This is a genomic window from Rhodococcus sp. APC 3903, assembly GCF_030407755.1.
Lineage (GTDB): Bacteria > Actinomycetota > Actinomycetes > Mycobacteriales > Mycobacteriaceae > Rhodococcus_F > Rhodococcus_F erythropolis.
Genome location: NZ_JASDCV010000004.1, coordinates 140,493 through 164,020 on the forward strand (window position 1 = coordinate 140,493; position 23,528 = coordinate 164,020).

The 23,528-nt window shown below is 62.8% G+C and carries 23 protein-coding genes and 1 pseudogene; 14 read left to right on the forward strand and 10 right to left on the reverse strand.

Translation table 11 applies throughout. From position 1 onward, the window contains the following. Positions 1-14: 14 nt before the first annotated feature. Positions 15-920, reverse strand: a complete 906-nt coding sequence (locus QMA15_RS07365; RefSeq protein WP_195849550.1) for an amidohydrolase family protein — start codon at positions 918-920, stop codon at positions 15-17. 125 nt (positions 921-1,045) lie between these two features. On the opposite strand from QMA15_RS07365, the gene QMA15_RS07370 reads away from it, so the two are divergent. The 3 genes and pseudogenes from QMA15_RS07370 to QMA15_RS07380 all read left to right on the forward strand — a co-directional run bounded on the left by QMA15_RS07370 (position 1,046) and on the right by QMA15_RS07380 (position 3,790). Continuing rightward, entirely contained in the window at positions 1,046-1,573 is a 528-nt protein-coding gene (locus QMA15_RS07370) for a nuclear transport factor 2 family protein (protein WP_019745387.1), read from the forward strand. A 4-nt stretch (positions 1,574-1,577) separates the two neighbouring features. Continuing rightward, on the forward strand, positions 1,578-2,711 hold the full coding sequence (locus QMA15_RS07375) for a 12-oxophytodienoate reductase (RefSeq protein WP_279164229.1): 1,134 nt from the start codon (positions 1,578-1,580) through the stop codon (positions 2,709-2,711). A 79-nt stretch (positions 2,712-2,790) separates the two neighbouring features. Further along, positions 2,791-3,790, forward strand: a pseudogene (locus QMA15_RS07380) (acryloyl-CoA reductase). 5 nt (positions 3,791-3,795) lie between these two features. Here QMA15_RS07380 and QMA15_RS07385 read toward each other — a convergent pair. Further along, on the reverse strand, positions 3,796-4,347 hold the full coding sequence (locus tag QMA15_RS07385; protein ID WP_007729467.1) for a ribonuclease H: 552 nt from the start codon (positions 4,345-4,347) through the stop codon (positions 3,796-3,798). Between the two features lie 45 nt (positions 4,348-4,392). On the opposite strand from QMA15_RS07385, the gene QMA15_RS07390 reads away from it, so the two are divergent. The 3 genes from QMA15_RS07390 (at position 4,393) to QMA15_RS07400 (ending at position 6,622) form a co-directional block, all read left to right on the forward strand. Continuing rightward, complete coding sequence (locus tag QMA15_RS07390) at positions 4,393-5,346, forward strand: DNA-3-methyladenine glycosylase (protein WP_019745390.1); 954 nt, start codon at positions 4,393-4,395, stop codon at positions 5,344-5,346. Between the two features lie 17 nt (positions 5,347-5,363). Further along, positions 5,364-6,014 carry a pyridoxamine 5'-phosphate oxidase family protein gene (locus tag QMA15_RS07395; RefSeq protein WP_019745391.1) on the forward strand — a complete coding sequence of 217 codons (651 nt, stop codon included), beginning with the start codon at positions 5,364-5,366 and terminating at the stop codon, positions 6,012-6,014. A gap of 110 nt (positions 6,015-6,124) precedes the next feature. Next, the gene (locus QMA15_RS07400; protein ID WP_019745392.1) at positions 6,125-6,622 is read left to right on the forward strand and encodes a glycine zipper family protein; all 498 of its coding nucleotides are present in this window, start codon (positions 6,125-6,127) and stop codon (positions 6,620-6,622) included. A gap of 7 nt (positions 6,623-6,629) precedes the next feature. Here the strand turns inward: QMA15_RS07400 and QMA15_RS07405 are convergent, their stop codons facing one another. The 5 genes from QMA15_RS07405 to QMA15_RS07425 form a co-directional block, all read right to left on the reverse strand. Further along, positions 6,630-7,019 (reverse strand): metalloregulator ArsR/SmtB family transcription factor, encoded by a 390-nt coding sequence (locus QMA15_RS07405; RefSeq protein WP_019745393.1) that lies wholly within the window; start codon positions 7,017-7,019, stop codon positions 6,630-6,632. A 60-nt stretch (positions 7,020-7,079) separates the two neighbouring features. Next, positions 7,080-8,276, reverse strand: coding sequence for an acetyl-CoA C-acetyltransferase (locus QMA15_RS07410; protein WP_019745394.1), 1,197 nt, complete (start codon positions 8,274-8,276; stop codon positions 7,080-7,082). Positions 8,277-8,316: 40 nt separating this feature from the next. After that, entirely contained in the window at positions 8,317-8,769 is a 453-nt protein-coding gene (locus tag QMA15_RS07415; protein WP_070795645.1) for a MaoC family dehydratase, read from the reverse strand. Between the two features lie 67 nt (positions 8,770-8,836). Next, entirely contained in the window at positions 8,837-9,583 is a 747-nt protein-coding gene (locus QMA15_RS07420; protein WP_003940169.1) for a GntR family transcriptional regulator, read from the reverse strand. A 31-nt stretch (positions 9,584-9,614) separates the two neighbouring features. Continuing rightward, a complete protein-coding gene (locus QMA15_RS07425) occupies positions 9,615-10,766 on the reverse strand; it encodes an acyl-CoA dehydrogenase family protein (protein WP_019745395.1) in 1,152 nt (383 codons plus the stop codon). A gap of 200 nt (positions 10,767-10,966) precedes the next feature. Here QMA15_RS07425 and QMA15_RS07430 point away from each other — a divergent pair, with 200 nt between their 5' ends. The 3 genes from QMA15_RS07430 to QMA15_RS07440 are packed head-to-tail and all read left to right on the forward strand — an operon-like array spanning position 10,967 to position 14,089. Beyond that, the gene (locus tag QMA15_RS07430; protein ID WP_279164228.1) at positions 10,967-11,842 is read left to right on the forward strand and encodes a CoA ester lyase; all 876 of its coding nucleotides are present in this window, start codon (positions 10,967-10,969) and stop codon (positions 11,840-11,842) included. Beyond that, complete coding sequence (locus tag QMA15_RS07435; RefSeq protein WP_047888283.1) at positions 11,839-12,837, forward strand: MaoC family dehydratase; 999 nt, start codon at positions 11,839-11,841, stop codon at positions 12,835-12,837. Before QMA15_RS07430 ends, QMA15_RS07435 begins: the two co-directional genes overlap by 4 nt. Positions 12,838-12,868: 31 nt before the next feature. Next, entirely contained in the window at positions 12,869-14,089 is a 1,221-nt protein-coding gene (locus QMA15_RS07440) for a CoA transferase (RefSeq protein ID WP_279164226.1), read from the forward strand. A gap of 66 nt (positions 14,090-14,155) precedes the next feature. Here QMA15_RS07440 and QMA15_RS07445 read toward each other — a convergent pair whose 3' ends face one another. Then, positions 14,156-15,313 carry an acyl-CoA dehydrogenase family protein gene (locus tag QMA15_RS07445; RefSeq protein ID WP_279164225.1) on the reverse strand — a complete coding sequence of 386 codons (1,158 nt, stop codon included), beginning with the start codon at positions 15,311-15,313 and terminating at the stop codon, positions 14,156-14,158. A gap of 288 nt (positions 15,314-15,601) precedes the next feature. Between QMA15_RS07445 and QMA15_RS07450 the strand changes: the two genes are divergently transcribed. From QMA15_RS07450 to QMA15_RS07470, 5 genes are all read left to right on the forward strand, one after another. Beyond that, complete coding sequence (locus tag QMA15_RS07450) at positions 15,602-16,972, forward strand: MFS transporter (protein ID WP_020909216.1); 1,371 nt, start codon at positions 15,602-15,604, stop codon at positions 16,970-16,972. Between the two features lie 134 nt (positions 16,973-17,106). Further along, a complete protein-coding gene (locus tag QMA15_RS07455) occupies positions 17,107-18,237 on the forward strand; it encodes a thiolase family protein (RefSeq protein WP_047888285.1) in 1,131 nt (376 codons plus the stop codon). Positions 18,238-18,291: 54 nt separating this feature from the next. Further along, the gene (locus QMA15_RS07460; RefSeq protein ID WP_007729494.1) at positions 18,292-19,056 is read left to right on the forward strand and encodes an SDR family NAD(P)-dependent oxidoreductase; all 765 of its coding nucleotides are present in this window, start codon (positions 18,292-18,294) and stop codon (positions 19,054-19,056) included. 41 nt (positions 19,057-19,097) lie between these two features. Next, complete coding sequence (locus QMA15_RS07465) at positions 19,098-20,753, forward strand: AMP-binding protein (RefSeq protein ID WP_029256319.1); 1,656 nt, start codon at positions 19,098-19,100, stop codon at positions 20,751-20,753. Continuing rightward, positions 20,750-21,712, forward strand: coding sequence for a nitronate monooxygenase family protein (locus QMA15_RS07470; protein ID WP_279164224.1), 963 nt, complete (start codon positions 20,750-20,752; stop codon positions 21,710-21,712). Before QMA15_RS07465 ends, QMA15_RS07470 begins: the two co-directional genes overlap by 4 nt. Here QMA15_RS07470 and QMA15_RS07475 read toward each other — a convergent pair. Continuing rightward, the gene (locus QMA15_RS07475; RefSeq protein WP_021331933.1) at positions 21,709-22,620 is read right to left on the reverse strand and encodes a LysR family transcriptional regulator; all 912 of its coding nucleotides are present in this window, start codon (positions 22,618-22,620) and stop codon (positions 21,709-21,711) included. The genes QMA15_RS07470 and QMA15_RS07475 overlap by 4 nt on opposite strands. Positions 22,621-22,623: 3 nt before the next feature. Next, entirely contained in the window at positions 22,624-23,526 is a 903-nt protein-coding gene (locus tag QMA15_RS07480) for a LysR family transcriptional regulator (protein WP_019745405.1), read from the reverse strand. Positions 23,527-23,528 lie beyond the last annotated feature (2 nt).

The following is a 23,528-nucleotide window of genomic DNA, read 5'->3' on the forward strand; positions in this document are numbered from 1 at the left end:
ACTTCTCGGTGGGCTCAGCTCACCGAGAAGAGTTTCGCAGCGTTGTCGTGCACGACGGCTCGCAGCCATTCGTCTCCGAGATCGAAGCGCGTAACCGCTTGCAAGGCTGTGAGATACGGGTACGGAATGTTCGGGAAGTCGCTACCGAACAGAATCCGGTCCTGCATGTCGACGAGCCGTGAAACGTCTGCCTTCGGGAAGGCGCACTGCTCTTCCGTGAAATCGGTGAACGCCATGGTCGTATCCAGGCGGACGTTGCCGTAAGCCTCTGCCAGATCGAGGAATTCGCTGTACTCGGGCATCCCCATGTGGGCGACGATCAAAGACAGGCGCGGGTACCGTGCGAGCAGCGAAGCAATGCGATCGGGTCCCGTGTACTCCCCCGGCGCCGGTCCCGATCCACAGTGAATCACGATGGGCGTCTCGGAGTCCTCGAGCTGACCCCAGACCTTGTCGAGCAGAGGGTCGTTCGGATCGTAGTTTCCGACCTGGATGTGGGACTTGAAGATTCGCGCGCCCGACTCCAGGGACTTTCCGACGTACGACGCCGCCGACTCCTCGGGATAGAACGTGGCCGTGTGCAGGCAATCAGGTGTTTGCGCGGCAAATTCGACGGCCCACTGATTGAGCCACTCGGCCATCGCGTGCTTGTGCGGGTAGATCATCGACGTGAAAGCCCGGACACCGAACTCGCGGAGACGGTGTACCCGCTCCTCCTCGGCAAGTCGGTACGCGATCGGCCATGGTCGACCGATCATCGGTCCCGCTGAATCGAAGTAGCCCCACACCTTGTCCATGACGCTCTTCGGCATGAAATGGGTATGGACGTCGATCACGCCAGGAACACCCAACTCGCGCCAGAAAGCCCGAACCTCGGCGATCTCCTCCGGTCCGGTCGATGGGACCTCTTCGGTACACACGTCTGACACCCCTTTCGTTCGCTCGACCATACCGAGTGCCGTCGCGCTCACCGGGACAGGTCGTTGACGGCCCGCGCTGAGCACCCGAATGTGAACCCATCTTGCCGATCACCGTTGGAGGTTGAATGTCTCAGGCCGAGTCCGAAGTGGGATCGATCAGTGCCGTCGAGGAACTGCTCGCAATCGAGGAAATCAAACGTGTCTTCGCCGCGCGCCTACGCTGCATGGACACCAAGCAGTGGCATGTCTACCCAACCCTGCACACCGCAGACGTCGTCAGCGAGACGTGGGGCGGACTCCCGACAGACAAGCAACCCAAGACCGGTGACACCTCGAACCAGGTAGTGGGCATCGACAAACTCACCGCGGCAATTCGGAACATGCTCGACGGCGACATCCCCCTCACCACGGCGCACCACGCACACACTCCCGAAATCGTGCTGACCTCACCCACCACCGCAACCGGTATCTGGGCGATGGAAGACATGCTGTGGTGGAACGACGGCGAGAAAGAACTACACCTGCACGGCTACGGCCACTACCACGAGGAATACCGCAAAGAAGACGGCAAGTGGCTGATCAGCTACCGAACCCTCACCCGGCTCCGTGTCGACCAGGACCCCGGATTCTTCCGATTCATGAAAGCGCTGTGACGAAGTGACCAACCCGCTGTTCCAACCGCTCCGCATCCGTTCGCTCGAATTGTCCAACCGCATAGTCATGTCGCCGATGACGCGCACGTACTCCATCGAGGGCGTGCCTGGCCGCGACGTCGCCGACTATTACCGCCGACGCGCCGAGGGCGGTACCGGACTGATCGTCACCGAAGGCGTCGCGATCGATCACGAGACTGCTGTCGACCACGCCAACGTCCCCAACCTCCACACTCCCGCTGCTCAGGCCGGATGGCGCAAGGTAGTCGACGACGTGCACGCTGCTGGCGGCAAGATCGTGCCTCAGCTCTGGCACGTCGGGCCTCTGTGGGGCGCGATGACGCAGATGGACCCTTCGCTCAAGCCGATGCGTCCCTCGGGCGAGTGGGGTCCGCTCGGCGTCACCTCGTACTCCGCGGCCTACGTCGAACGCGCGCAGGCGAGCACCGAAGCGATGACCGAGCAAGACATCCAGGACGTCATCGACGCGTATGTCCGTAGCGCGAAGCACGCCGTCGAACTCGGCTTCGACGGTATCGCGATCCACGGCGGTCACGGCTACCTCCTCGATTCCTTCTTCTGGGAGGGCACCAACCAGCGCGACGACGCGTGGGGCGGCGACCTGGAGCGTCGAACCAAGTTCCCGGCCGCCGTCGTCGCTGCGATCCGCGCGGCCATCGGACCGGATCTGCCGATCATCTACCGTTTCTCGCAGCACAAGCAGCAGGATTTCACCGCGAAGATCGCGGAGACCCCCGAGGAGTTGGGCGTCATCCTGGGCGCGCTGGTCGACGCCGGAGTCGACGTTCTCGATGCCAGCATCAGGCGCTTCGACGTCCCCGCCTTCGAAGGCAGCGATCTCTCGCTGGCCGGCTGGGCGAAAAAATTGACCGGCGCCGTCACGATGGCCGTCGGCAGCGTCGGTATCGGAAAGTCGCTGCGGGACAGCCGTATCGAAGGCGTCACCCCTGTCGTCGACAACATCCCACAGCTCGAGGAACGCATCGGCAGCGGTGAGTTCGATCTGATCGCGATCGGCCGTCTCCACCTCGCCGATCCGGCATTGGCGACAACCCTGCGCGACGGTAGTCCGCTGCCGGCATTCGATCGGGCGGTGCATGAGGGCAGCTTGATCTAGGGGCTCCGCCCTGTGCGCCTTTCCGGTAGTTCGCACTACCGAAAAGGCGCACAGGGCCGAAGGCCTTTATGTTCGACCCATGACTACTTTCAACGCCTGGGTCGCCCGCGAAAGCGACGGCACCATCGACTTCGCCCCCGAAACCGTCGACGAATCCTTCCTCCCGGCAGGTGAGGTCACCATTCGCGTCGAGTATTCGAGCGTCAACTACAAGGACGCTCTCGCGGTCACGCCGAAAGGCGGGGTGGTTCGCGAGTACCCGATCGTCCCCGGCATCGACGTCGCCGGCGAGGTCATTGCCTCCGAGTCCGACGCATTCGCCCCGGGCGACAAGGTCGTCGCACATGGCTACGAGATCGGGACCGCCCGCAACGGCGGCTACGCCGAGATCGCCCGTTTGCCTGCCGAGTGGGTCGTGAAGCTCGACGGCATTTCCACCGCCGACGCTGCTGCAATCGGCACGGCAGGATTCACCGCAGCCATGAGCGTCCAAGCCATTCTGGCCAGCGGAGTGAAGCCCGCCGACGGTCCCGTCCTGGTGACGGGCGCGAGCGGCGGAGTCGGCACCGTCAGCGTCGACCTTCTGGCAAGCGCAGGCTTCGACGTGGTCGCCTCCAGCGGTAAGCCAGGCGCGGCAGACCTTCTGACGTCACTCGGTGCGTCTTCGGTGATCGGCCGGCTCCCCGAAGATCCCGACGCCAAGCCTCGCCCGCTCGGAAAATCTCAGTGGGCGGCGGCCGTCGACTGCGTCGGTGGAAAGACCCTCGCTCACGTTCTGAGCACGATCAACTACGGCGGTGTTGTGGCCGCCAGCGGTTTGACCGGCGGCGCCGCGCTGCCAACGACCGTGCTGCCGTTCATTCTCCGCGGAGTCTCACTGCTGGGCATGGACTCGGTATTGATGCCGATCGACCCCCCGTCGCGCGCTGTGGGCCCGTCTGGGCTCCGACTTGGCCCCACGTCATCTGAAGGAGATCACGAACCTCGTTGCCGTCCGCGATGTCGTCTCGGTGATCGATCAGGTGCGCGAAGGCAAGTACACCGGCCGGGCACTGGTTCAGGTTGCCGACGGTTTCTGAACCGCTCAGAAAAGTGTGAACAGATCTGCCGGTTCTTCGGCCGTCGTGGACTTCTCCTTGTAAGGGGAGTTCACGGCGGTCGGTTCCTTCTTCACCGGGGCAGCAAGCGGGACCGATGCGATGTCCCCCGAGACGATGGCGCGTGCGGCTTCGCCGGCCAGCTTGTCTGCCATTTCGTTGTAGTGGTTGCCGACGTGCCCGCGCACCCAACGAAAGCGCACCGGACCGACCCGATCGGTGATGGCTCGGTCGATGCTCTGCACCAGTTCCAGGTTCTTGACCGCCCCGCCGCTCGCGGTCTTCCAGCCCTTGCGCTTCCAACTCGGCAGCCATTCCGACGCGCACTTGATGGCGTACTGCGAGTCGGATTCGATGAGCAGAGGATCAGCACCGGGATGGGCGACGACGGCCTCGAAGAGCGCACGCAACTCGGCAATCTGATTGGTGCCGGACGCTTCTCCGCCGGACATGCTCGGACCCTCGTGATTGACCCACGCCCAGCCGATAGCCCCGCCGGGGTTTCGCAGACAGGATCCGTCGGTGCTCACGATGATCATGGCTCGGACAATACGTTGCGCCACCGACACACGCCTTAACGGAGGATGGACGGTGGCGATACGCTGACCTCGATGACGCCGCTATCTCCGGTCGACGAAGTCACGGTGACTTCTCAGCGACCGCTCGATGCCGCGCTGACGCTCAGCCCGCATCAGCGCGGACCCGGCGACCCCGCACATCGACGGTCAGCCGACGGAGCGATCTGGCGAGTTTCCCGCCAACTTTCGGGTCCTGTGACCTACCGCATCACGCAGTCGGATCGCCATACGGTCCGGGTACAGGCCTGGGGTCCCGGCGCCACGGAATTTCTGACCGGCGCCGAAGCTCTGCTCGGTCTCGACGACGAGGCCGAAGATTTTGCGCCCGAGCATCCCAAGCTCGCCGAAGCTCATCGACGCTTCCCTCATCTGCGCATCGGCCGCACCGGACGCGTCATGGAAGCCCTCGTTCCCGCGATCCTCGAGCAACGCGTCCACGGCATCGACGCGTTTGCCGCATGGCGCCGGCTGCTGACCAAATTCGGGGAGCGCCCACCCGGCCCCGCGCCCGACGGAATGCGAGTTCCACTCACCGCGGACCAATGGCGACGAATGCCGTCGTGGGAGTTTCATCGCGCAAATGTCGATCCCGCGAGATCCAAGACGATCGTTCAGTGCGCTCGCGTCGCCGACCGCCTCGAGCAGGCGTCATCGTTCCCCAGGGCCGAAGCGACCAAACGATTGCGAGCGGTGCCCGGCGTCGGGATCTGGACTGCCGCGGAAGTGGCTCAGCGCGCCTTCGGCGATTCCGACGCACTCTCGGTCGGCGACTACCACCTCGCTGCGGTCGTCGGCTGGTCGCTCCTGGGCGAACCGATCGACGACGCCCAGATGGTGCAGTACCTCGCTCCCCTCCAACCGCATCGATACCGCGCGGTGCGGCTTCTGCAGGTCAGCGGCCAAGCCGTCAAACCCAAGTTCGGTCCGCGAACTGCCGTTGCCGACCACCGCTGGCACTGAGCACCAGGAGATAAAGAATGTCGACCCGATACGCACACATCGCCTTCTCCCCCGCTGCGGTGGAGCGTCAGCGGTCGACCGGGAGTTTCACCGTCTACGGTTCAAAGCTCGATCAGCCCGACGAAGGCCCGATGGAATTCGATTTCCGCGCTCAGGGATTCGTGAAATCCGTGGATTCCTTCTTCATGTCCACGGTGACGCCCGACGGTTGGCCGTACGTCCAACATCGCGGCGGCCCGCGCGGATTCCTGCATGTGTTGGGCCCGAATCGAATCGGATTCGCCGATCTCCCCGGCAATCAGCAATTCGTGACGCTCGGCAATCTGGAAGAGAACAATCGCATCTCGCTGTTCGTCATCGATTACCCGACGCGAACGAGATTGAAGATCTACGGGCGTGCGCACGTGATCGAAGCGGACGAGGACCCTGAACTGCTGCAACAACTCTTGCAGGTCCCCGGCGGCACCATGACAGCAAAAGCGCAGCGCTCCATCGTCGTCGAGGTCGAAGCGTTCGACTGGAACTGCAGTCGAAACATCACACCTCGCTTCGACAAGGAGCGCATGGACGAATCCCTCGCTCTGGCACGCCAACCCCTGCAAGCCGAGGTCGATCGGCTTACTGCCGAGGTCGAAGAATTGCGCGCGCGGTTGTCGAAAAACGAATGAGACTGGGCGGTTTCAGGGCCCCTGAGTCGGGTAGCCACCAAACACGGCCCGTCGCGCGGAGACGACGGGTCCCGTTGTGCCCGAGGAGGTCCGCACGATCGATCCAGACGGTGGAGTTCTGGTTAACGAACTGCACCGCCACCATTCACGACTGGTTCCACACAGACAGATTGGCCGTCCCCATGAAACTGTCCCGAACTCTCACCATGTCCGTTCTCGTTGTCGCCGCTGTCGGCGCCGGAGCCGGCACCGCGGTCGCAGCGCCCCCGAATGCGGGCTTCGATCCGTCCCAACCCCTACTGACACCGACCGCCGAGTCGAACAGCCAGGCGGCGTTGATGCTCTTCCCCGGTAACGATCCGAAGCAAGCCGCGTTCGACACGATGGCCAACGAGGTCAATATCGGCTGGAACAACGGCGGCGTGCAGTCGACGCTCATCGGAGCCAACCTCGGCGTCGGAATCGGCTGCCTGTCGATCTTCCCGAACTTCATCGCCGGCTGCATCGTCGGTGGAGTCATCGGCACGGTTGCCGGGGTCGGCGCGGGAATCACCAACGGAAACCCGAACGCTGCGCCGGCCGTCGAGAAGTTCTTCGCGACTCCTTGAGAGACGCTCAGCTGTGCGTGTGCCCGGGGGTGGGTGTCTCGTCGTGAAAATGTGTGGCGCCGATCGAATGCAACAGCTGGTGAACGGTGTCGTCCGCCAGTTGGTATCGCATCGATCGGCCGTCGCGCGTCGCGCTCACCCACCCCTGGCTACGCAGTAGCCGCAGCGCATGTGAGACGGCTGTGCCGCTCATCCCCAGCGCCACGGACAGATCCGTGACGCAGATACCCGGTGCGTGGTGAAGGCAGAGCAACAGACGCAGACGGTTGGCGTCGGAGAGAAGCTCGAAGCGACCGGACCAACTGGTGACATCGAGACCCTCGAGTGCAGCCCTGGCGCGACGAACATCCTCGACGCTCAGCGCGCCACTGGTGTCTGCTGCGCCTGCATTCGTCAACCGACTGCCTCCGTAGAACTTCCGATCCCCCGCCGCAAGTGTACCCAGAAGCGAACCTCGTCAGGCAGACTCCACCACGGCTGCCATGCCCTGGCCACCGCCGATACACATGGTCAACAGCGCTTTTCCGCCGCCGCGACGGCCGAGTTCGTGAAGCGCGGTTGTTGCCATACGCGCACCCGTCGCTCCCACGGGGTGCCCGAGCGAGATGCCGGAACCGTTGACGTTCAGTCGATCGAGGTCCTCGAAGCCCCATTCCTTCACTACGCCGAGAACCTGGCACGCAAACGCCTCGTTCAGCTCGACCAGATCGAAGTCGGCAAAGCCTGCCCCTGTGCGAGCAAACAGTTTCGAGACGGCGGCAACCGGTCCGAGGCCCATCAGCGCCGGTTCACAACCGGCCGCGGCCCAACTGTCGAGGAACCCGATGGGTTCCAGCCCCAGCTCGTCCAGACGATCCTCGGCGACCACCAACATCGCTGCCGCAGCGTCATTCTGTTGGCTGGCGTTACCGGCGGTCACGACGCCTCCCTCGGTCACCGCACGCAGCCGTGCCAGGGTTTCGAGTGAGGTATCCGGACGGATCCCCTCGTCAGCACGAAACTGTGTGACATTCCCTTTTCGATCCGTCAGTTCGACGGCGACGATTTCGGCATCGAATCGGCCGGATTCTCTTGCCAGTGTAGCTTTTCGGTGACTCTCGACGGCGAAGGCGTCCGACTCTTCCCGCGTGATCCCGCAGCGTGTCGCGACGTTCTCGGCCGTTTCGATCATTCCGCTGATTCGGCCGAAACGCCACTCGGGTTGCGAGCGCTCTCGACCACGATCGAGGCGGTCGAACAGTTGCAGCCCACCGGATTTGGTGCCCCACCGCGCTCCGGTGGTGTAGTGCTCGATCCCGCTCATCGATTCGACGCCGCCCGCGAGAACCACGTCGGCAGCACCCGTCTGGACCATCATGGCCGCGGTAACGATGGCCTGCAGACCCGTTCCGCATCGGCGATCCGTCTGGAAGCCGGCTACCGAAATCGGCAACCCTGCCTCGAGCGCCGCCCACCTTCCGATGCACGGTGCTTCCGAATTGGCATACGACTGCCCCATCGCGACGTCGTCGATGCGGGACGGATCGATTCCGCTACGACGCACGGTCTCCTTGACGACAGTGGCAGCCAAACTTTCCGCAGGCACGTCACGAAGTGCCCCTCCGAAACGGCCCACCGCGGTTCTGACCGGCGCGACCAATGCTGCTCGTTTCACAACTGACCTCGAATCTCGTTCTGGAAGAATGGAAAAGGATTCAGGAGACCAACAGGCGCACGGTATCCGCCACCAGCGCAGGTTTACCTGCTCCTTCGATTTCGATCGTGTACCGCACGACAATCGTCGCGCCCTTCGCGGTGCGCTCGAAGGAAAGAATCTCCGCACCTGCCCGCACCGAAGAACCGACCTTGACCGGTTCGGGGAATCGCACCTTGTTGCTGCCGTAGTTCACGGTCATGGAGATTCCGTCGACACGCATCACCTGAGCGCCGAGCACCGGCAACAACGAAAGAGTCAGATAGCCGTGGGCGATGGTGCCGCCGTACGGACCCTGCGCTGCGCGCTCGGGATCCACGTGAATCCACTGGCGATCCTCGGTGGCGTCGGCGAACTTGTCGATCCGATCCTGTGTGACCGGGAACCACGCGCTGTAGCCCAAGTGCTCACCGACAGCCGTCTCAACTTCGTCGATTCCGTTGAAAATTCGCATAGTTCTCTCCTGAAAGGTGTTGAACAGCAAAGAAAAGTGCAGCGTTAATGTGCGCCCCGGCGCAGCGCTAATGTGCGCCGCGGCGCAGCGTCACCCGATAGGTGTACTGCTCCGGCAAGAAATAGCTCACCGACAACTCGTTGGCAACGCCCTGCGCGTTGGAGTACAAACGGTCCACCCGCAACATGGCGTGGCCGATCTCGCAATCGACGTCCCTGGCAACGTCTGCCGTTGCCGGGGACACCGTGATCGATTGTGCTGCTTCGACAATCGGACTGTCGATCAGCGGTTCCAGCAGACCGATCACCGTATTGGCGCTCACCGCACCGGCCGCCATGGCGGGCAGGTCGATGATCTGCCGCGCGATCGCCTCCGGCAGATGCGCCGTCGTCTGCACGAACGGAACTCCCTCGTGTATCCGTCGGAAGACCACGGTGTACACGACGTCGGTGTCGAGCCGAAGCCGACTGGCCGCCTCGATGTCCACGCGCCGTTGCAGCGGTGACACCACTTCCATCGTCGTGTCCCGCGAAAGGTTCATGAGATCTTCGATGGATCCGAGATGACGGAGATAGCGGCCGCTGTTCTCGGTCACGAAAGTCCCGCGCCCGGGTACTCGGTACACGATGCCCTCGGCAACAAGATCGTGAAAGGCTCGGCGGACCGTCTGCCGACTCACGCCGTGATGCTGCGCCAGTTCGGATTCGGTGGGCAGTTGAATGCCGTCGCGGTAGGTACCGGCAGAGATCTGCTGACGAAGCTCACGAGAGAGGCGTTGGTACGCCGGCTCCGTCTCTCTTTCCTTACCGCTCATAGCGACATGATCCTACTTGCTCACCGGTCCGTCACAGACCGCCGCGGGCAACCAGCTGCGAAACGATCACGTTACGCTGAATTTCGTTGGTTCCCTCCCCGACGATCATCAGTGGTGCATCACGGAAATACCGCTCGACGTCGTACTCCGTCGAGTAGCCGTAACCGCCGTGGATGCGGACGGCGGACAACGCGATTTCCATCGCCACTTCGGAGGCGTACAGCTTGGCCATGCCTGCCTCCATGTCGCACCGCTCGCCGCTGTCGTACATCTGCGCCGCGTGCCAGGTCAGCTGCCGCGCGGCCGTCAGCTTCGTTGCCATGTCGGCGAGGTAGTTGCCGATCGACTGGTGCTTCCAGATCGGCTGGCCGAAGCTCTCGCGCTGCTGCGCGTACGCAAGTGAATCTTCGAGTGCGGCCGTGGCGACGCCCAGTGCACGGCAAGCCACCTGGATACGGCCGGTCTCGAGCCCCTTCATCATCTGCCCGAAACCCTTTCCGGGAGTACCACCCAGAATGGCCGACTCGGCGATGCGGTAATTGTCGAAGGACAGTTCACAACTCTCGACGCCCTTGTATCCGAGCTTCGGGAGGTCGCGGGACACGGTCAGCCCTTCGCCGTGCTCGACGAGAACGATCGAGATGCCCGCATGACGAGGGCTTGCGCTTGGATCAGTCTTGCACAGCAAGGCGATCACGCCGGATCGGCGGGCATTGGTGATCCATGTCTTGGCGCCGTTGACGACCAGATCTGTGCCGTCGCTCTTGGCGTTGGTCGTCATGGCCTGCAGATCGGAACCACCGCCGGGCTCGGTGAGGGCCATCGTTGCCCGGATCTCGCCGGTTGCCATTCGCGGCAGGTACTTCACCTTCTGCTCTTCGGTACCGAACAGCGAGATGAGCTTGGCAACCACTGTGTGTCCGCCCATCGCTCCTGCCAGGGACATCCATCCGCGCGACAGTTCCTGCGTCACCTGCGCATAACAGGGCATGGACACCGGCGATCCGCCGTACTCCTCGGGAATCGCGAGGCCGTAGATCCCGATCTGCTTCATCTGATCGATCCACTTCTCGGGATACTCGTTCGCGTGCTCCACCTCCTGGACGGTGGGCTTGACCTCTCGGTCGACGAACCGGCGCACGGTTTCGATCAGGAATGTCTCTTCGTCGTTGAGCTTGAGCATGAATCCGCCTCGACTTGAAATAAGTTTGTACGGCCATATTTCGATATTGTTCGCGCAATGTCAATACCGCGCCTTGACATCGATACGCAGCAACTGCCAGCATCGAGGCAGTTCGCTGCACATCAACGCCGTTCACGGCAGCACACCTATTTCACAACTGGCCGTACATTTGATCACCAGATCGAGGTAATCGACACACTATGGACGAGAACCACTACCGCGCGACCAGACGCCGTGCGTCCCTGGTCGCTCCGGGTTCAGACGAGCGCAAGGCCCGCAAGGCACTCTCTTCGAACGCAGACGAGGTGATTCTCGACCTCGAAGATGCCGTCACTTCGGCGAACAAGGACCTTGCGCGAACCCTCGTGAGCTCCTTGGTGCACGAGTTCGGTAAGGCGCGCACCATCTCGGTCCGAATCAACGGCCTCACCACACCATGGGCCCGCGACGACCTGACCGCCTGCGGCACCCTCGCAGAATCGCTGACGAGCGTGATCGTCCCTAAGGTCGAGTCCGCCGACGAAGTCCTCGAGGCCGAGCACATCCTCTTCGCTGCCGGTGGGCACCACACCACCCTGCAAGCCCTGATCGAAACTCCGCTCGGCGTCCAGAATGCCGACTCCATCGCCCGCGCGACTCCTCGTCTGCAGGCCGCGATCATCGGATACGCAGATCTCGGTGCAGCGCTGGGTCGCTCACGCTCGGCACTGCCCGAACACTGGCTTGCCGTCCAGGACAGAATCCTGATCGCCTGCCGCGCAGCCGGCGTCGCCGCCATCGACGGACCCTTTCTCGGCATCACCGACGACGATGCCTTCCGCCGCGCCGCGCACTGGACCAGCGCTCTCGGGTTCGACGGCAAATGGGTCATCCACCCGGCGCAGATCGACTCGGCCACTACCGCATTCACTCCTTCGGACGACGCCGTCAATGACGCCAGACGGGTGTTGACCGCACTCGAAGAAGCCGAAACCCTGGGTTCCGGCGCCGCCCAGCTCGACGGCCAAATGCTCGACGAAGCAGTGGCCGTGGCAGCGCGTCGTACGCTTGCCCGAGCCGAAGGAGTCACCGTATGAGCGAGCACTACGTGGGAGGACCGTACTTCGACGAACTCACCCACGGTCAGATCTTCGACGAAGCACCAGCGGTGACGTTGACCAGTGGACTCGCCGCCTCCCATCAGGCGATCCTCGGTGACCGCATGCGCTTGCCTCTCGACGCACATCTGTCGTCGAGCGTCACAGGTTCCGCTGCACCAGTGGCGAATCCAGGACTGGTCACCGACGTCGCCATCGGCCAGTCAACCGTGGTCACACACCACGTCAAGGCAAACCTCTTCTACCGTGGACTGCGATTCCACCGTTTCCCGGTACTCGGTGACACCCTGTACACGCGCACCGAGGTTGTCGGTCTACGCGAGAACTCGGCCAAGCCGGGACGCGGCGCCACCGGACTTGCCGCGCTACGGATGACGTCCGCTGATCAGAATGGCAACACGGTCCTCGACTTCTACCGCTGCGCCATGCTCCCACTGAGCCCCGACCCGATCGAGACGAGAACTCGCCACGCCGACGACCTCTCCGTGATCGGTCCGTCCGAACCGGCGCCGTACGTATCACCTGACGGTTGGGACCTCGACACATATCGAGATCGGGTACCCGGCAGGCACTTCGAGTCGGATTTGGTGGGCTCGGTATTCCGTAGCAGCGGCGACGTCGTCACCAGTGCACCCGAACTTGCCCGGCTGAGCTTGAACATCGCAGCGACGCACCACGACGATCGCGTCGGCACCCACGGTCGCCTCGTCTACGGCGGCCACACCATCGGAATTGCACTTGCCCAGGCAACTCGCGCTCTGCCCAATGTGGTGACGGTTCTCGGATGGCACTCGTGCGATCACACCGGGCCCGTTCACGAGGGCGACACCCTCACGAGCGAACTGCACGTCGAAAGTTCGTCGCCCCTCGAACACGGAACCGCAGTGCAACTGCGTTCGCTCGTGTTCTCCCACAATGCTTCTGCAACACAGACTCCAGTTCTCGACTGGCGTTTCACCGTGTTGATGGCATGATCGCACACTCTTCTACCACGAAGGATCACAGATGACTCAGACCCAAGGCCCGCTGTCCGGGCTTCGCATCGTCGAGGTCTCGAGCTTTGTCGCCGCACCCCTGTGCGGACTGACTCTCTCCCAGCTCGGCGCCGAGGTGATCCGGATCGACCCGATCGGAGGTGCCTCCGATTACAAACGCTGGCCCGTCACCGACACGGGTGAAAGCATCTACTGGACCGGACTCAACAAAGGCAAACGGTCACTGTCAGTGGACATGCGCGCCGAGCGCGGCCAAGAACTGATTCGCCAACTGGTCACGGCTCCGGGACCTGGCGGCGGAATCCTGGTCACCAATGCCGGCGGTCGCACCTGGATGAGCCACGACTCCCTGGCCCAGTTGCGTAGCGACGTCATCACCCTCGAGGTTCTCGGACGCCGCGACGGCAGCCCCGGGGTCGATTACACGGTCAACGCCGCGTTGGGATTTCCACAGATCACCGGCCCCGCCGACTACGCCGGAGTTGTCAACCACGCACTGCCCGCCTGGGACGTCGCCTGCGGGCTCTACGCCGCCCTGTCGATAACTGCCGCAGTGCGCCAACGTGACTCGACCGGACACGGCACGCAGATCACGCTGCCACTCGAAGACGTCGCATTGGCCACCGCGGGAACCCTCGGCTACCTCACCGAAGTCCAAGTGAACGGTCGCAGTCGCGAGTCCGGCGGAAACGCCGTCTACGGCACGTACGGAATCGATTTCGTCTCCAGCGACAACGAACGGTTCATGATCGTTGCACTCACTACTCGCCATTTCCGTGACCTTGCGTCGGTCACCGGCACCACTGCGGCTGTCGACGCCGTCGAAGCTGCACTCGGAGCCGACTTCTCCACCGAAGCGGATCGCTACCGTCATCGAGAGGTACTCACTGCTCTGTTCTCACATTGGTTCCGGGAACACAGCGGCGCCGAGATCGCTGCAGCGCTGGACACATCGTCGGTTCTGTTCGAGAGGTACCGCAGTTTCGAGGAAGTGGTGAATTCCGGTGAACTGGAGAACAACCCGATGTTCTCCGCACTCGATCAGCCTCGAATCGGAAGTTATCTGGCTGCCGCGAACCCAGCCTCGTTCGACGGCGCCCACCTGAGCGCCGGACCGGCCTCCGAGGTGGGCGGCGATTCGATTGCGGTGCTCGCGGATGTCCTCGGAACCACTGCCGATCACGCCTCGGCACTGATCGCGGACGGCATCGTCGGCGTTCCGGCGAACTGATCTACCTGGAGCATGTTTTCGGCCTCGGAACAAATGTTCCGAGGCCGAAAACATATCGAGAGTGCGTCAGAGACCAAGATCCTTCGCGATGATGGTCTTCATGACTTCACTTGTGCCACCGTAGATTCGTGTGACACGCGTGTCTGCGTAAAGACGCGCGATGGGATACTCGGTGATGTAGCCGTACCCGCCGTGCAATTGGAGGCACTTGTCGATCACTCGACCTGCTGCCTCGGTGCAGAACAGTTTCGCCTTCGCGGCGTCGGGAATCGTCAGAGTGCCGCGGTCATGACATTCGAGTGCGTTGTCGGACACCAGCTGGATGGCATCAACCTCGGTAGCACATTCGGCCAGAACGAATTTGGTGTTCTGGAATGCCGCGACGGGCTTACCGAACACCTTGCGGTCTTTGACGTAGTCGATGGCAAAGCGAAGCGCTGCACTGGCAGTGGCGGCCGCTCCGAAAGCGATGGTCAACCGCTCCTGAGCCAGGTTGTGGGTCAGATAGCTGAATCCGTCGCCCTCTTCTCCGAGCCGGTCCTCGACGGGCACCTGTACGTCGACAAACGAAAGCTCCGCAGTGTCGGAGGTCTTGAGACCGATCTTGTTGATCTTGCGCCCCACCGAGTATCCGGGCGACGACGTGTCGACCACCAGGATCGACAACCCGGTGCGTCGGTTCTCCGCTGTGCTCGGCGCGGTGCGGCACACCACCAGGACACGATCGGCAAGTACCCCGCCGGTGATGAACGTCTTGGAACCATTGACCACGTAGTGCGTACCGTCCTCCGACAGCTTGGCCGTCGTCGCGATGTTCGCCAGATCCGACCCTGTTCCCGGTTCGGTCATCGCAATCGCGAACATCAGATCGCCGGAGGCGAAGCCCGGCAACCAGCGGCTCCTCTGCTCGTCGTTCGCGTACTCGAGCAGGTAGGGCAGGATCAGGTTCGTATGCACCGACTGCGAGCCGAAAGACGCCCCGGCGGCAGCAACCTCCTCGGCGACGACGACGTTGAACTTGAGCGACTTCTCGCCGCCTCCGCCGTATTCCTCCGGCACCTGAATTCCGAGTACGCCCAGCTCTCCGAGTCGTCGGTAGAAGTCACGGGGCGGGTGACCGTCCTCTTCCCACTTCTCGTGGACCGGGGTTACTTCCTTCGCGATGAAATCGCGGACGGTGGCCCGGAATGCCTCGTGATCCTCGTTGAACACGGTGCGCTGCATGTATGAACTCCAGTCGGTCAAGGGAACAGGGTGATCCTGATCTCACCTTGCCTCAAGGTTCCGCATTCGATCCAACACTCATCGGCTATGCGTCCGATAGGGCGTACCAATATGGCCTGACCTGCGATACATAGGCAACCGCTATCGTTCCGATCATCGACGCGACATTGCTCAAAGTGATCCAGAACACGTTGAATGGGTCAGCCGGCAAACACAACACCATCGATCGCTTCGAGGCCGCGCTTCGAGCACGATCGCATCCGCCCACCAGTCTCGAAGGGACGCCACGTGACCCCCATCGCGCCACAGCGTAACGACGTCCAGCCCGAAGCAACAGCAACGCCAGATTCGTCAGCAGTCCCCGTCTTCGGTACCCGCAAGCGTGCGTGGACGATGACCGGGCTCGTCGTCTTCCTCTACATCGTCAACTACGCGGACAAAGCAGTCCTCGGAATCATCGCTCAGCCCCTCGCTCGCGAACTCGGACTGAAGTCTTCGCAAATCGGCATGGTCGGCTCGCTGTTCTTCCTGATGTTCTGCATCGGCGGATTTCTCGCCGGACCGCTCAACAAGTACCTGACTCTACGTTGGGCGCTGTTGATCCTGGCCGCAATCTGGTCCGTGGTCATGCTCCCCCTCGTTCTCGGTGCCAGCCTCGCGATGTTGATCGTCTCGCGCATGCTCCTCGGATTTGCCGAAGGCCCCAGCTCGGCGCTGATGCACACCGCCGCGTACTCATGGCACCCGCCGGCCAAGCGCGGCCTTCCCGGTGCAATGCTTGCCGGATCCGCCTCCGTCGCGAAGATCGCCCTCGCGCCCGTACTGACCTTCATCGCCGTTCACTACGGCTGGCGCGCAGCGGTTCTCTCGCTCTCTGTCCTCGGACTCGTGTGGATGGGTTGCTGGCTGGCCGGTTGGTCCGAAGGCCCGTACACGAGCAAGGCCGTCAAGGCGACCAAGACTGCAGATACAGAAGCAACCGAGGCGACCGGGACGGCAACGAAGGCAGTCACCGAGCCCAACGTTCCGTGGCGCAAGATCCTGCTCTCCCGCACCTTCGTCAGCTGCTGCTTCCTCATCGCCACCATCTACGCACTGACCACCGTCGTTCTCACCTGGTTGCCGTCGTACTTCGAGGTCGGCCTCGGATACAGTGCGATGCAAGCCGGTTCGATGTTCGCACTACCCTCGATCGTCGGCCTCGTCCTCATGATCACCTCCGGTTCCGTCACGGACAAGTTGATCGGCCGCGGCTTCACCTCTCGCACGGTTCGCGTCATCGTTCCCTGCGTCGGCGTTCTGATCTGCGGATCGATTCTCCTGTTCCTGCCACAGATCTCCACTCCCATCGTCGCTGTCGCCATGGTCTCGATCGGCTACGGATTCTCGGCAATCACCTTCCCGCTCATCAACGCTGCGATCTCCGAACTGTGCCCGCCGCAGCAGACTGCAGGCACCATGGGATTCTTCCTCGCCATCATGTCGATCGGCGGCCTGATTGCTCCTTACGCAACGGGAGTCATCGTGGACAACGCAGCAACCCCGGCCGACGGTTACGCCCAGTCCTTCCAGGCAATCGGCATCATCGGAGTCGTCGCCGCGGTTCTGGTCCTCGTCTTCGCCAATCCCGAGCGCGATCGCAAGCTCATCCGCGGCTGAATGCTCCACGTATAGCCATTCGCTAACAAAGCCATTCACCGAAAGACATTGCCGGGTCGACCCGCTCGTGATCGACTCGAGGTACGCCCCGACCGCACAATCGCAACACCGGGCACGAACAGCAGGAGAGATACATGCGAGATGCCGTCATCGTCGACGCAGTACGTACACCGATCGGCCGTCGAGGACGCGCCCTCTCGGAGATCCATCCGGCCGAACTGTCCGCACATGTACTGCGTGCACTCGCTGAACGGACCGGACTCGACGCGGCCACGGTCGACGACGTGATCTGGGGATGCGTCAGTCAGGTCGGCGAACAGGCCGGAAGCATCGCCCGCACAGCGGCACTCGCCGCCGGCTGGCCCGACAGCGTTCCCGGCGTCACACTGACCCGGGCCTGCGGATCGAGCCAGCAGGCAGTTTCCTTTGCTGCCGCCACCGTCATCTCCGGTCAGAACGACGTGGTCGTAGCCGGAGGCGTCGAATCGATGTCGCGAGTTCCGATGGGAACCGCCAGCAAGAACGGTGAGCATTTCCCGCCTTCGGTACTCGAACGCTACGGTGTGGACAGTTTCAGCCAGGGGACCGGCGCCGAGATGATGGCCCGGAAATGGGCACTCACACGAACGGCTCTGGACGAATATTCCCTCCGCTCACACGAGCTCGCGGCCAGCGCCACCGATGCTGGAGCATTCACCGGGCAGATCACTCCGATCGCCGGGTTGTCCCAGGACGAAGGCATTCGGCGAGGTGGAAGTCTGGAGTCGCTCGCGAAGTTGCCCCCGGCCTTCGACGCCGACGGTGTCATCCACGCCGGCAACTCTTCTCAGATCTCCGACGGGGCGGGCGCCACACTCGTCACGACCAGCGAGTACGCCCGGGCACGCGGTTGGAAGCCGCTCGTTCGTATTCACACCGCAGTGGTCGCAGCCGACGACCCGGTCATCATGCTCACCGGTCCGATTGCCGCCACCGCAAAGGCACTGGACCGCTCCGGATTGTCCATCGACGACATCGGTGCCTTCGAGATCAACGAGGCCTTCGCCCCCGTCCCGCTTGCCTGGCAGGCTGAAACCGGCGCAGCCATCGATCGTGTGAATCCGCTCGGCGGCGCTATCGCGGTCGGCCACCCACTCGGCGGATCAGGTGCGATCTTGATGACTCGCCTGGCACATCACATGCGCGACAACGGAATTCGATACGGTCTCCAGTCGATGTGTGAGGCCGGCGGCATGGCCAATGCGACCATTCTCGAATTGATCTGACCCGACAACGCTTTCGGGCCGACACGTCATCCAGCAGGAAAGAAGAATTGATCCATGAAACTCGAGGGACTTTCCACCGCGATCACCGGCGGCGCTTCAGGTCTCGGCCTGGCAACCGCTCGACGGCTGCTCGACGCCGGAGCGCAGGTCACGTTGATCGATCTGCCTTCGTCCGACGGTAAGCAGGTGGCGGCCGATCTCGGAGCTGCCGCGCAATTCGCCCCGGCCGACGTCACCGACAGCGAACAATTCGCCGAAGCACTCGACGCGGCGCACGAGCGCGGCGGCCTTCGCGGCGTCGTCCACTGCGCGGGTGCCGGGCGTCGCATGCGCATTCTCGACAAGGACGGAAAAGCCGGATCGGTCGAAGATTTCGAGTTCGTCGTCAAACTGAATCTTGTCGGTTCGTTCAACGCACTCCGTCTCGGCGCCGAGCGGATGGCAGAACTCGATGCCGTGGACGGTGAGCGAGGAGCCATCATCATGACGGCGTCGGTCGCAGCATTCGAAGGTCAGATCGGTCAGATCAACTACACGGCGTCCAAAGCCGGCATCGTCGGTATGACGGTCACCGCTGCCCGCGATCTCGCCAGCCGCGGAATCCGCGTCAACACCATTGCTCCCGGCATCATGGACACTCCCCTGCTGGCGCGCCTGCGCGAAGACGTGCGCACGGCCCTCGAAGCCTCGGTTCCCAACCCCTCACGGCTGGGTCGCCCGGACGAGTTCGGCCAGCTGGCCGTCTCGATGCTCGAGAACGGCTATCTCAACGGCGAAACCATCAGACTCGACGGCGCTATCCGAATGGCTCCCCGGTGACGGGCATCAGCGTGATCGCCAATCCACAACTGCGCCACAACATGCACTACCCGGACACCACCATGGCCTACTGGGCACCCAGCATGGCGGCGCTCTACGGTGATCGCCTCGCCGTCGTGGACGGCGAGCGCACATGCACGTTCCGCGAACTCGGTCAGCGCAGTGCACAATTCGCCGGCGCACTGCGGCAGGCCGGGGTCGGCGTCGGCGACGTCGTGTTGCTACATCTCGGGAACTGCGTCGAGTTCCTCCAGGCCTACTACGGCTGCCTGCAGGCCGGGACGACCGTTACATTGGTCAATCCGCTGCAGCCAGAACTTGGACTGCGCAAGCAGATCGAGGAGACGTCCGCCGTTGCTGCGGTCACTCAGAGTTCCCAGCTGCACACACTGCTCGCGGCCTCTTCCGGAACCTCCGTACGTACGATCGTGATGGTCCAGGACACCGAGGGTGCGCTCGACACACCGGAGTCGGTCGTCGCGTTCGACGCCTTCATCGCCGATCTACCCACCGAATTCACCCCTGCCTCCGTCCGAAGCGACGACATCGCACACATCGCGTTCACCGGCGGAACCACCGGAGTATCCAAAGGTGTTCGTGTTCTTCACCGCAACGTCGTCGGCAACATCACGCAGATGTGTGGGTGGAGAACCGGGCACGAGTTGGAGGCAGGTCCTGACGGTCTCGTCACGCCTCGACGCATCGACGGCCTCGACGTGCTCGGTCCGACGCCGGGAACAGGGGCGACCATCGTGGTCTCACCTCTCTTCCACGCACATTCGTTGCTCAACACGTCGTTCCTGTTGATTTCCGGTCTCACCCAGGTATTTGCCGGTCGGTTCGAACCCGGCCGGATGCTCGAGCTGATCGAAAAGCACGAGGCCACCTATCTCACCGGGTCTCCTGCCATGTGGCATGCACTGTCGGTTCATCCCGACGCTACGGTGCGCAACACCGACAGCGTGTGCGTCGTATCTTCGGGCGCTGCCCCGATCGACAGCGTCACGCTCGCCGCACTCCGCCGGGCATTTCCCAAAGCGCTCGTCGTCGAGGGGTACGGGCTGACCGAGGCCACCTGTGTGGTCACGGCAGCTCCGCTGATCAACGGCTCGGAGTACCGGCAGAGCAGCGTCGGCCTCCCGATCTTCGACACCGAAATCCAGATTCGCGATCAGCTGGACCGGAAGACCGTTCTGGGCGAGAACGAACGCGGCGAACTGTGGGTGCGTGGGCCTCAGGTCACCGACGGCTATCTCGGACACCCGGAAACCACCGCAGAACAGTTCGTCGACGGCTGGTTGGACACGGGTGACATCGCGTACCTGGACTCGGACGGATACCTCTTCATCTGTGACCGGGCGAAGGACATGCTCATCTACAAGGGGTACAACGTCTATCCGCGGGAACTCGAAGAGATTCTGGTTTCGCACCCGGCGATCTCGACTGCCGCGGTTGTCGGCCGCGAAGTGGGGAGCAACGGCCAGGAGCCCGTAGCCTTCGTGGTGATGATTCCGGGCGCCGAGTTCGACGCCGAGCAGATCAAGGCGTTCGTCGCCGAGCAGGTGCTGCCGTACAAGAAGATTCGCGAGGTCGTCGAGGTAGAACTCCTTCCGACATCGGCTGCCGGTAAGGTCCTCAAGACCGACCTCCGCTCGAGACTTCTCGAATCCGTCGATCAGAAAGGCGGTTCCAGGTGACGACCTTCGCAGACCTGACGTCGCAACTGCGTGTCCCGGTTCTCGCTTCACCGATGTTCATCATCTCGACTCCTGACCTCGTCATCGCGCAGTGCACCTCTGGGATCATCGGGTCCTTCCCGGCACTGAATGCTCGTCCGCAGTCGGCACTTCGGGATTGGCTCAAACTGATCACCGTCGCTCGTGAGGACCATGATCGTGAGCACCCGGATAATCCGTCGGCGCCATTTGCCGTCAACCTCATCGTCCACCGGTCCAACAACCGCTTGGAAGAGGATCTGGCGACCATCGCCGAGTTCGAGGTTCCGATCGTCATCACGTCCCTCGGCGCTCGCACCGACATCAACGACGCCGTCCACACATACGGTGGAATCGTTCTTCACGACGTCATCGACAATCGCTTTGCACGCAAGGCGATCGAGAAGGGCGCCGACGGACTGATCGCGGTAGCTGCCGGGGCCGGTGGTCATGCCGGTAGGCAGTCGCCGTTTGCCCTGATTCGGGAGATTCGTGAGTGGTTCGCCGGTCCACTGCTGTTGTCAGGTGCCATCGCTCATGGTGATTCGATTCTCGCTGCGCTCGCGGCCGGAGCCGATTTGGCATACGTCGGATCAGCTTTCATCGCAACCGAAGAGGCTAACGCGGATCCTGCGTACAAGGAGATGATCGTGGGTTCAGGGGCCTCCGACATCGTCTATTCCAACCTGTTCACCGGAGTACACGGAAACTACCTGCGGGGCAGCATCGTTGCCGCCGGCTTGGACCCCGACAACCTAGCCGAATCCGATCCTTCCGCAATGAGTTTCGCGACCACCGACACCGATACCAAGGCGTGGCGTGACATCTGGGGCGCCGGACAGGGCATCGGAGCGATCGACGCCGTACTTCCGACGCATGCAGTAGTAGAGCGTCTCGCCGCCGAGTACGCTGCCGCTCGAGAACGCATCTGCCGACTCTAGTGCTGTGACCGGTGTTCGTCAGAGAGGGATTCGTCGGACAGGTACTCGTGGATCAGGTTCACGAATACCTGTCCCACCGGCGACAACGTCGAGGGGTCGAAGGCGAGACCGTACGCACGCAGGAATCTCGGCTCACAGGCCCGTTCCACCACCTGACCAGGCATCGATTTCGCCACCGAGCGCTCGACCAACGAACCGCCGAGGCCGGCGATGACCATCGGGAGCCGTGACTCCCGTTGCTCGGTCACCACCGCGAGTTCCGTTCTGGTACCGGCCTTTCGGATCGAATCTTCGATCGCGTCGCCCATCGCTGCCCCGCGAGGAACGAATACCATGGGAATGTCCGGCATTTCCGAAAGGCGTACCGGCCCCTCGGGTAGTTCGGTTCCCGCCGGGTAGACCAGGCGGTACTCCTGCTCCCCCAATTCGACGATCTCGAGCCCTTCGCCCGCTTCGAGAGGCAGATGAGCCACCGCGAATTCACAGTGGCCGTCCCTGATGAGACTTTCCAGATTGTCCTCACGCTCGAGTTCCGAAAATCTGACTCGTGCTTGCGGATACCGTCGACAGAACTCCGCAATCAGATCGACGATCGTCCCCGAGGTCAGTGCAGGGAAAGCCATGATGTCGAGGCGACCGACGATGGCGCCATCGGATGCCGTCAACTGTTCAGCCGCCGCAGCTACGTCTCGCAAAACCTGTCGACTCGGGCCGACCAGGCTGCGACCGGCCGCACTGAGGACCATGCCGCGCCCGATGCGATGGAAAAGCCGCACTCCCAGTTCACGTTCGAGCCCGCGCAACGCTTGTGACACGGTCGGCTGAGCAACGCCCAAAGCAGCTGCGGCGCCGTTGATCCCCTTGTTTTCGACGACCGCGAGGAAGTACTCCATCTGCCGGAACTCCACAGTTCACTCCTCTTCCTTGGACGGAACGGCGGAGGTGGCCATTTCCGCAGCCGTCGCGATGAATGCAGCGGCTGCCGGGGATTGCTCGCCCGAGCGATAGACGATGCCGACGTCGCGTGTCAGCGGCGGATCGAAGGAGAAGGCGCAGACGTCTGTCATCTGCTGTTGCGCAACCCTTCTCGGCACGACAGTGGCGCCAATTCCGCGGCGAACCAGTTCCCACGTTGTCACTGGGTGAACACAGTCCACGACTACATTCTCGGCGCCTTCGCTGAGTAGACCCCGGAACTGATTCGATTGATCACCGAGATCGACCACCAGCGGCAAACTGTGCAAGAGCGTTCGCGGAACCGGATCCGCCAACGGCGTTGCAAGCCGCCCGGACAACGACGCATGGGTGGCGAGTACCAACTCCTGAGCGGCAATCGGAGCCGTGACCAAACCTTCGTACCCGATACTCAGATCGGTGACGCCGACCTCGGCCGACCCTCGCCGTAACGCATTGTCGACCCCGGCCGGGCCGTACGTGTCGAGGACGCGCACCACGATCTTCGGAAAGTTGGCCCGGAATCGACGAACCAACTCGACCATCGGATCGATGGAGAACGCCGAGTACGAGACGACGTCCACCCGGCCGAACTCGAGTTCGCGAACGGCGGTCACTTTCGCCTTCGCGCGCTCGACGTCGGCAAGGATTCTCCTGGCCGCGAGATCGAACGTGCGGCCCGCGTCGGTAAGAACCAACCGTCTGCCGGTCCGGTCGAACAGCGTGGCGCCGAGTCGACGCTCGAGCGTGCGAATTGCCTGAGACAGCGAGGGCTGCGAAATATAGAGAGCCTGAGCGGCCTTCGTTATCCCACCGTGGTCGACGACAGCGACGAAGTAGGTAACGAAATGCAGATCCACTC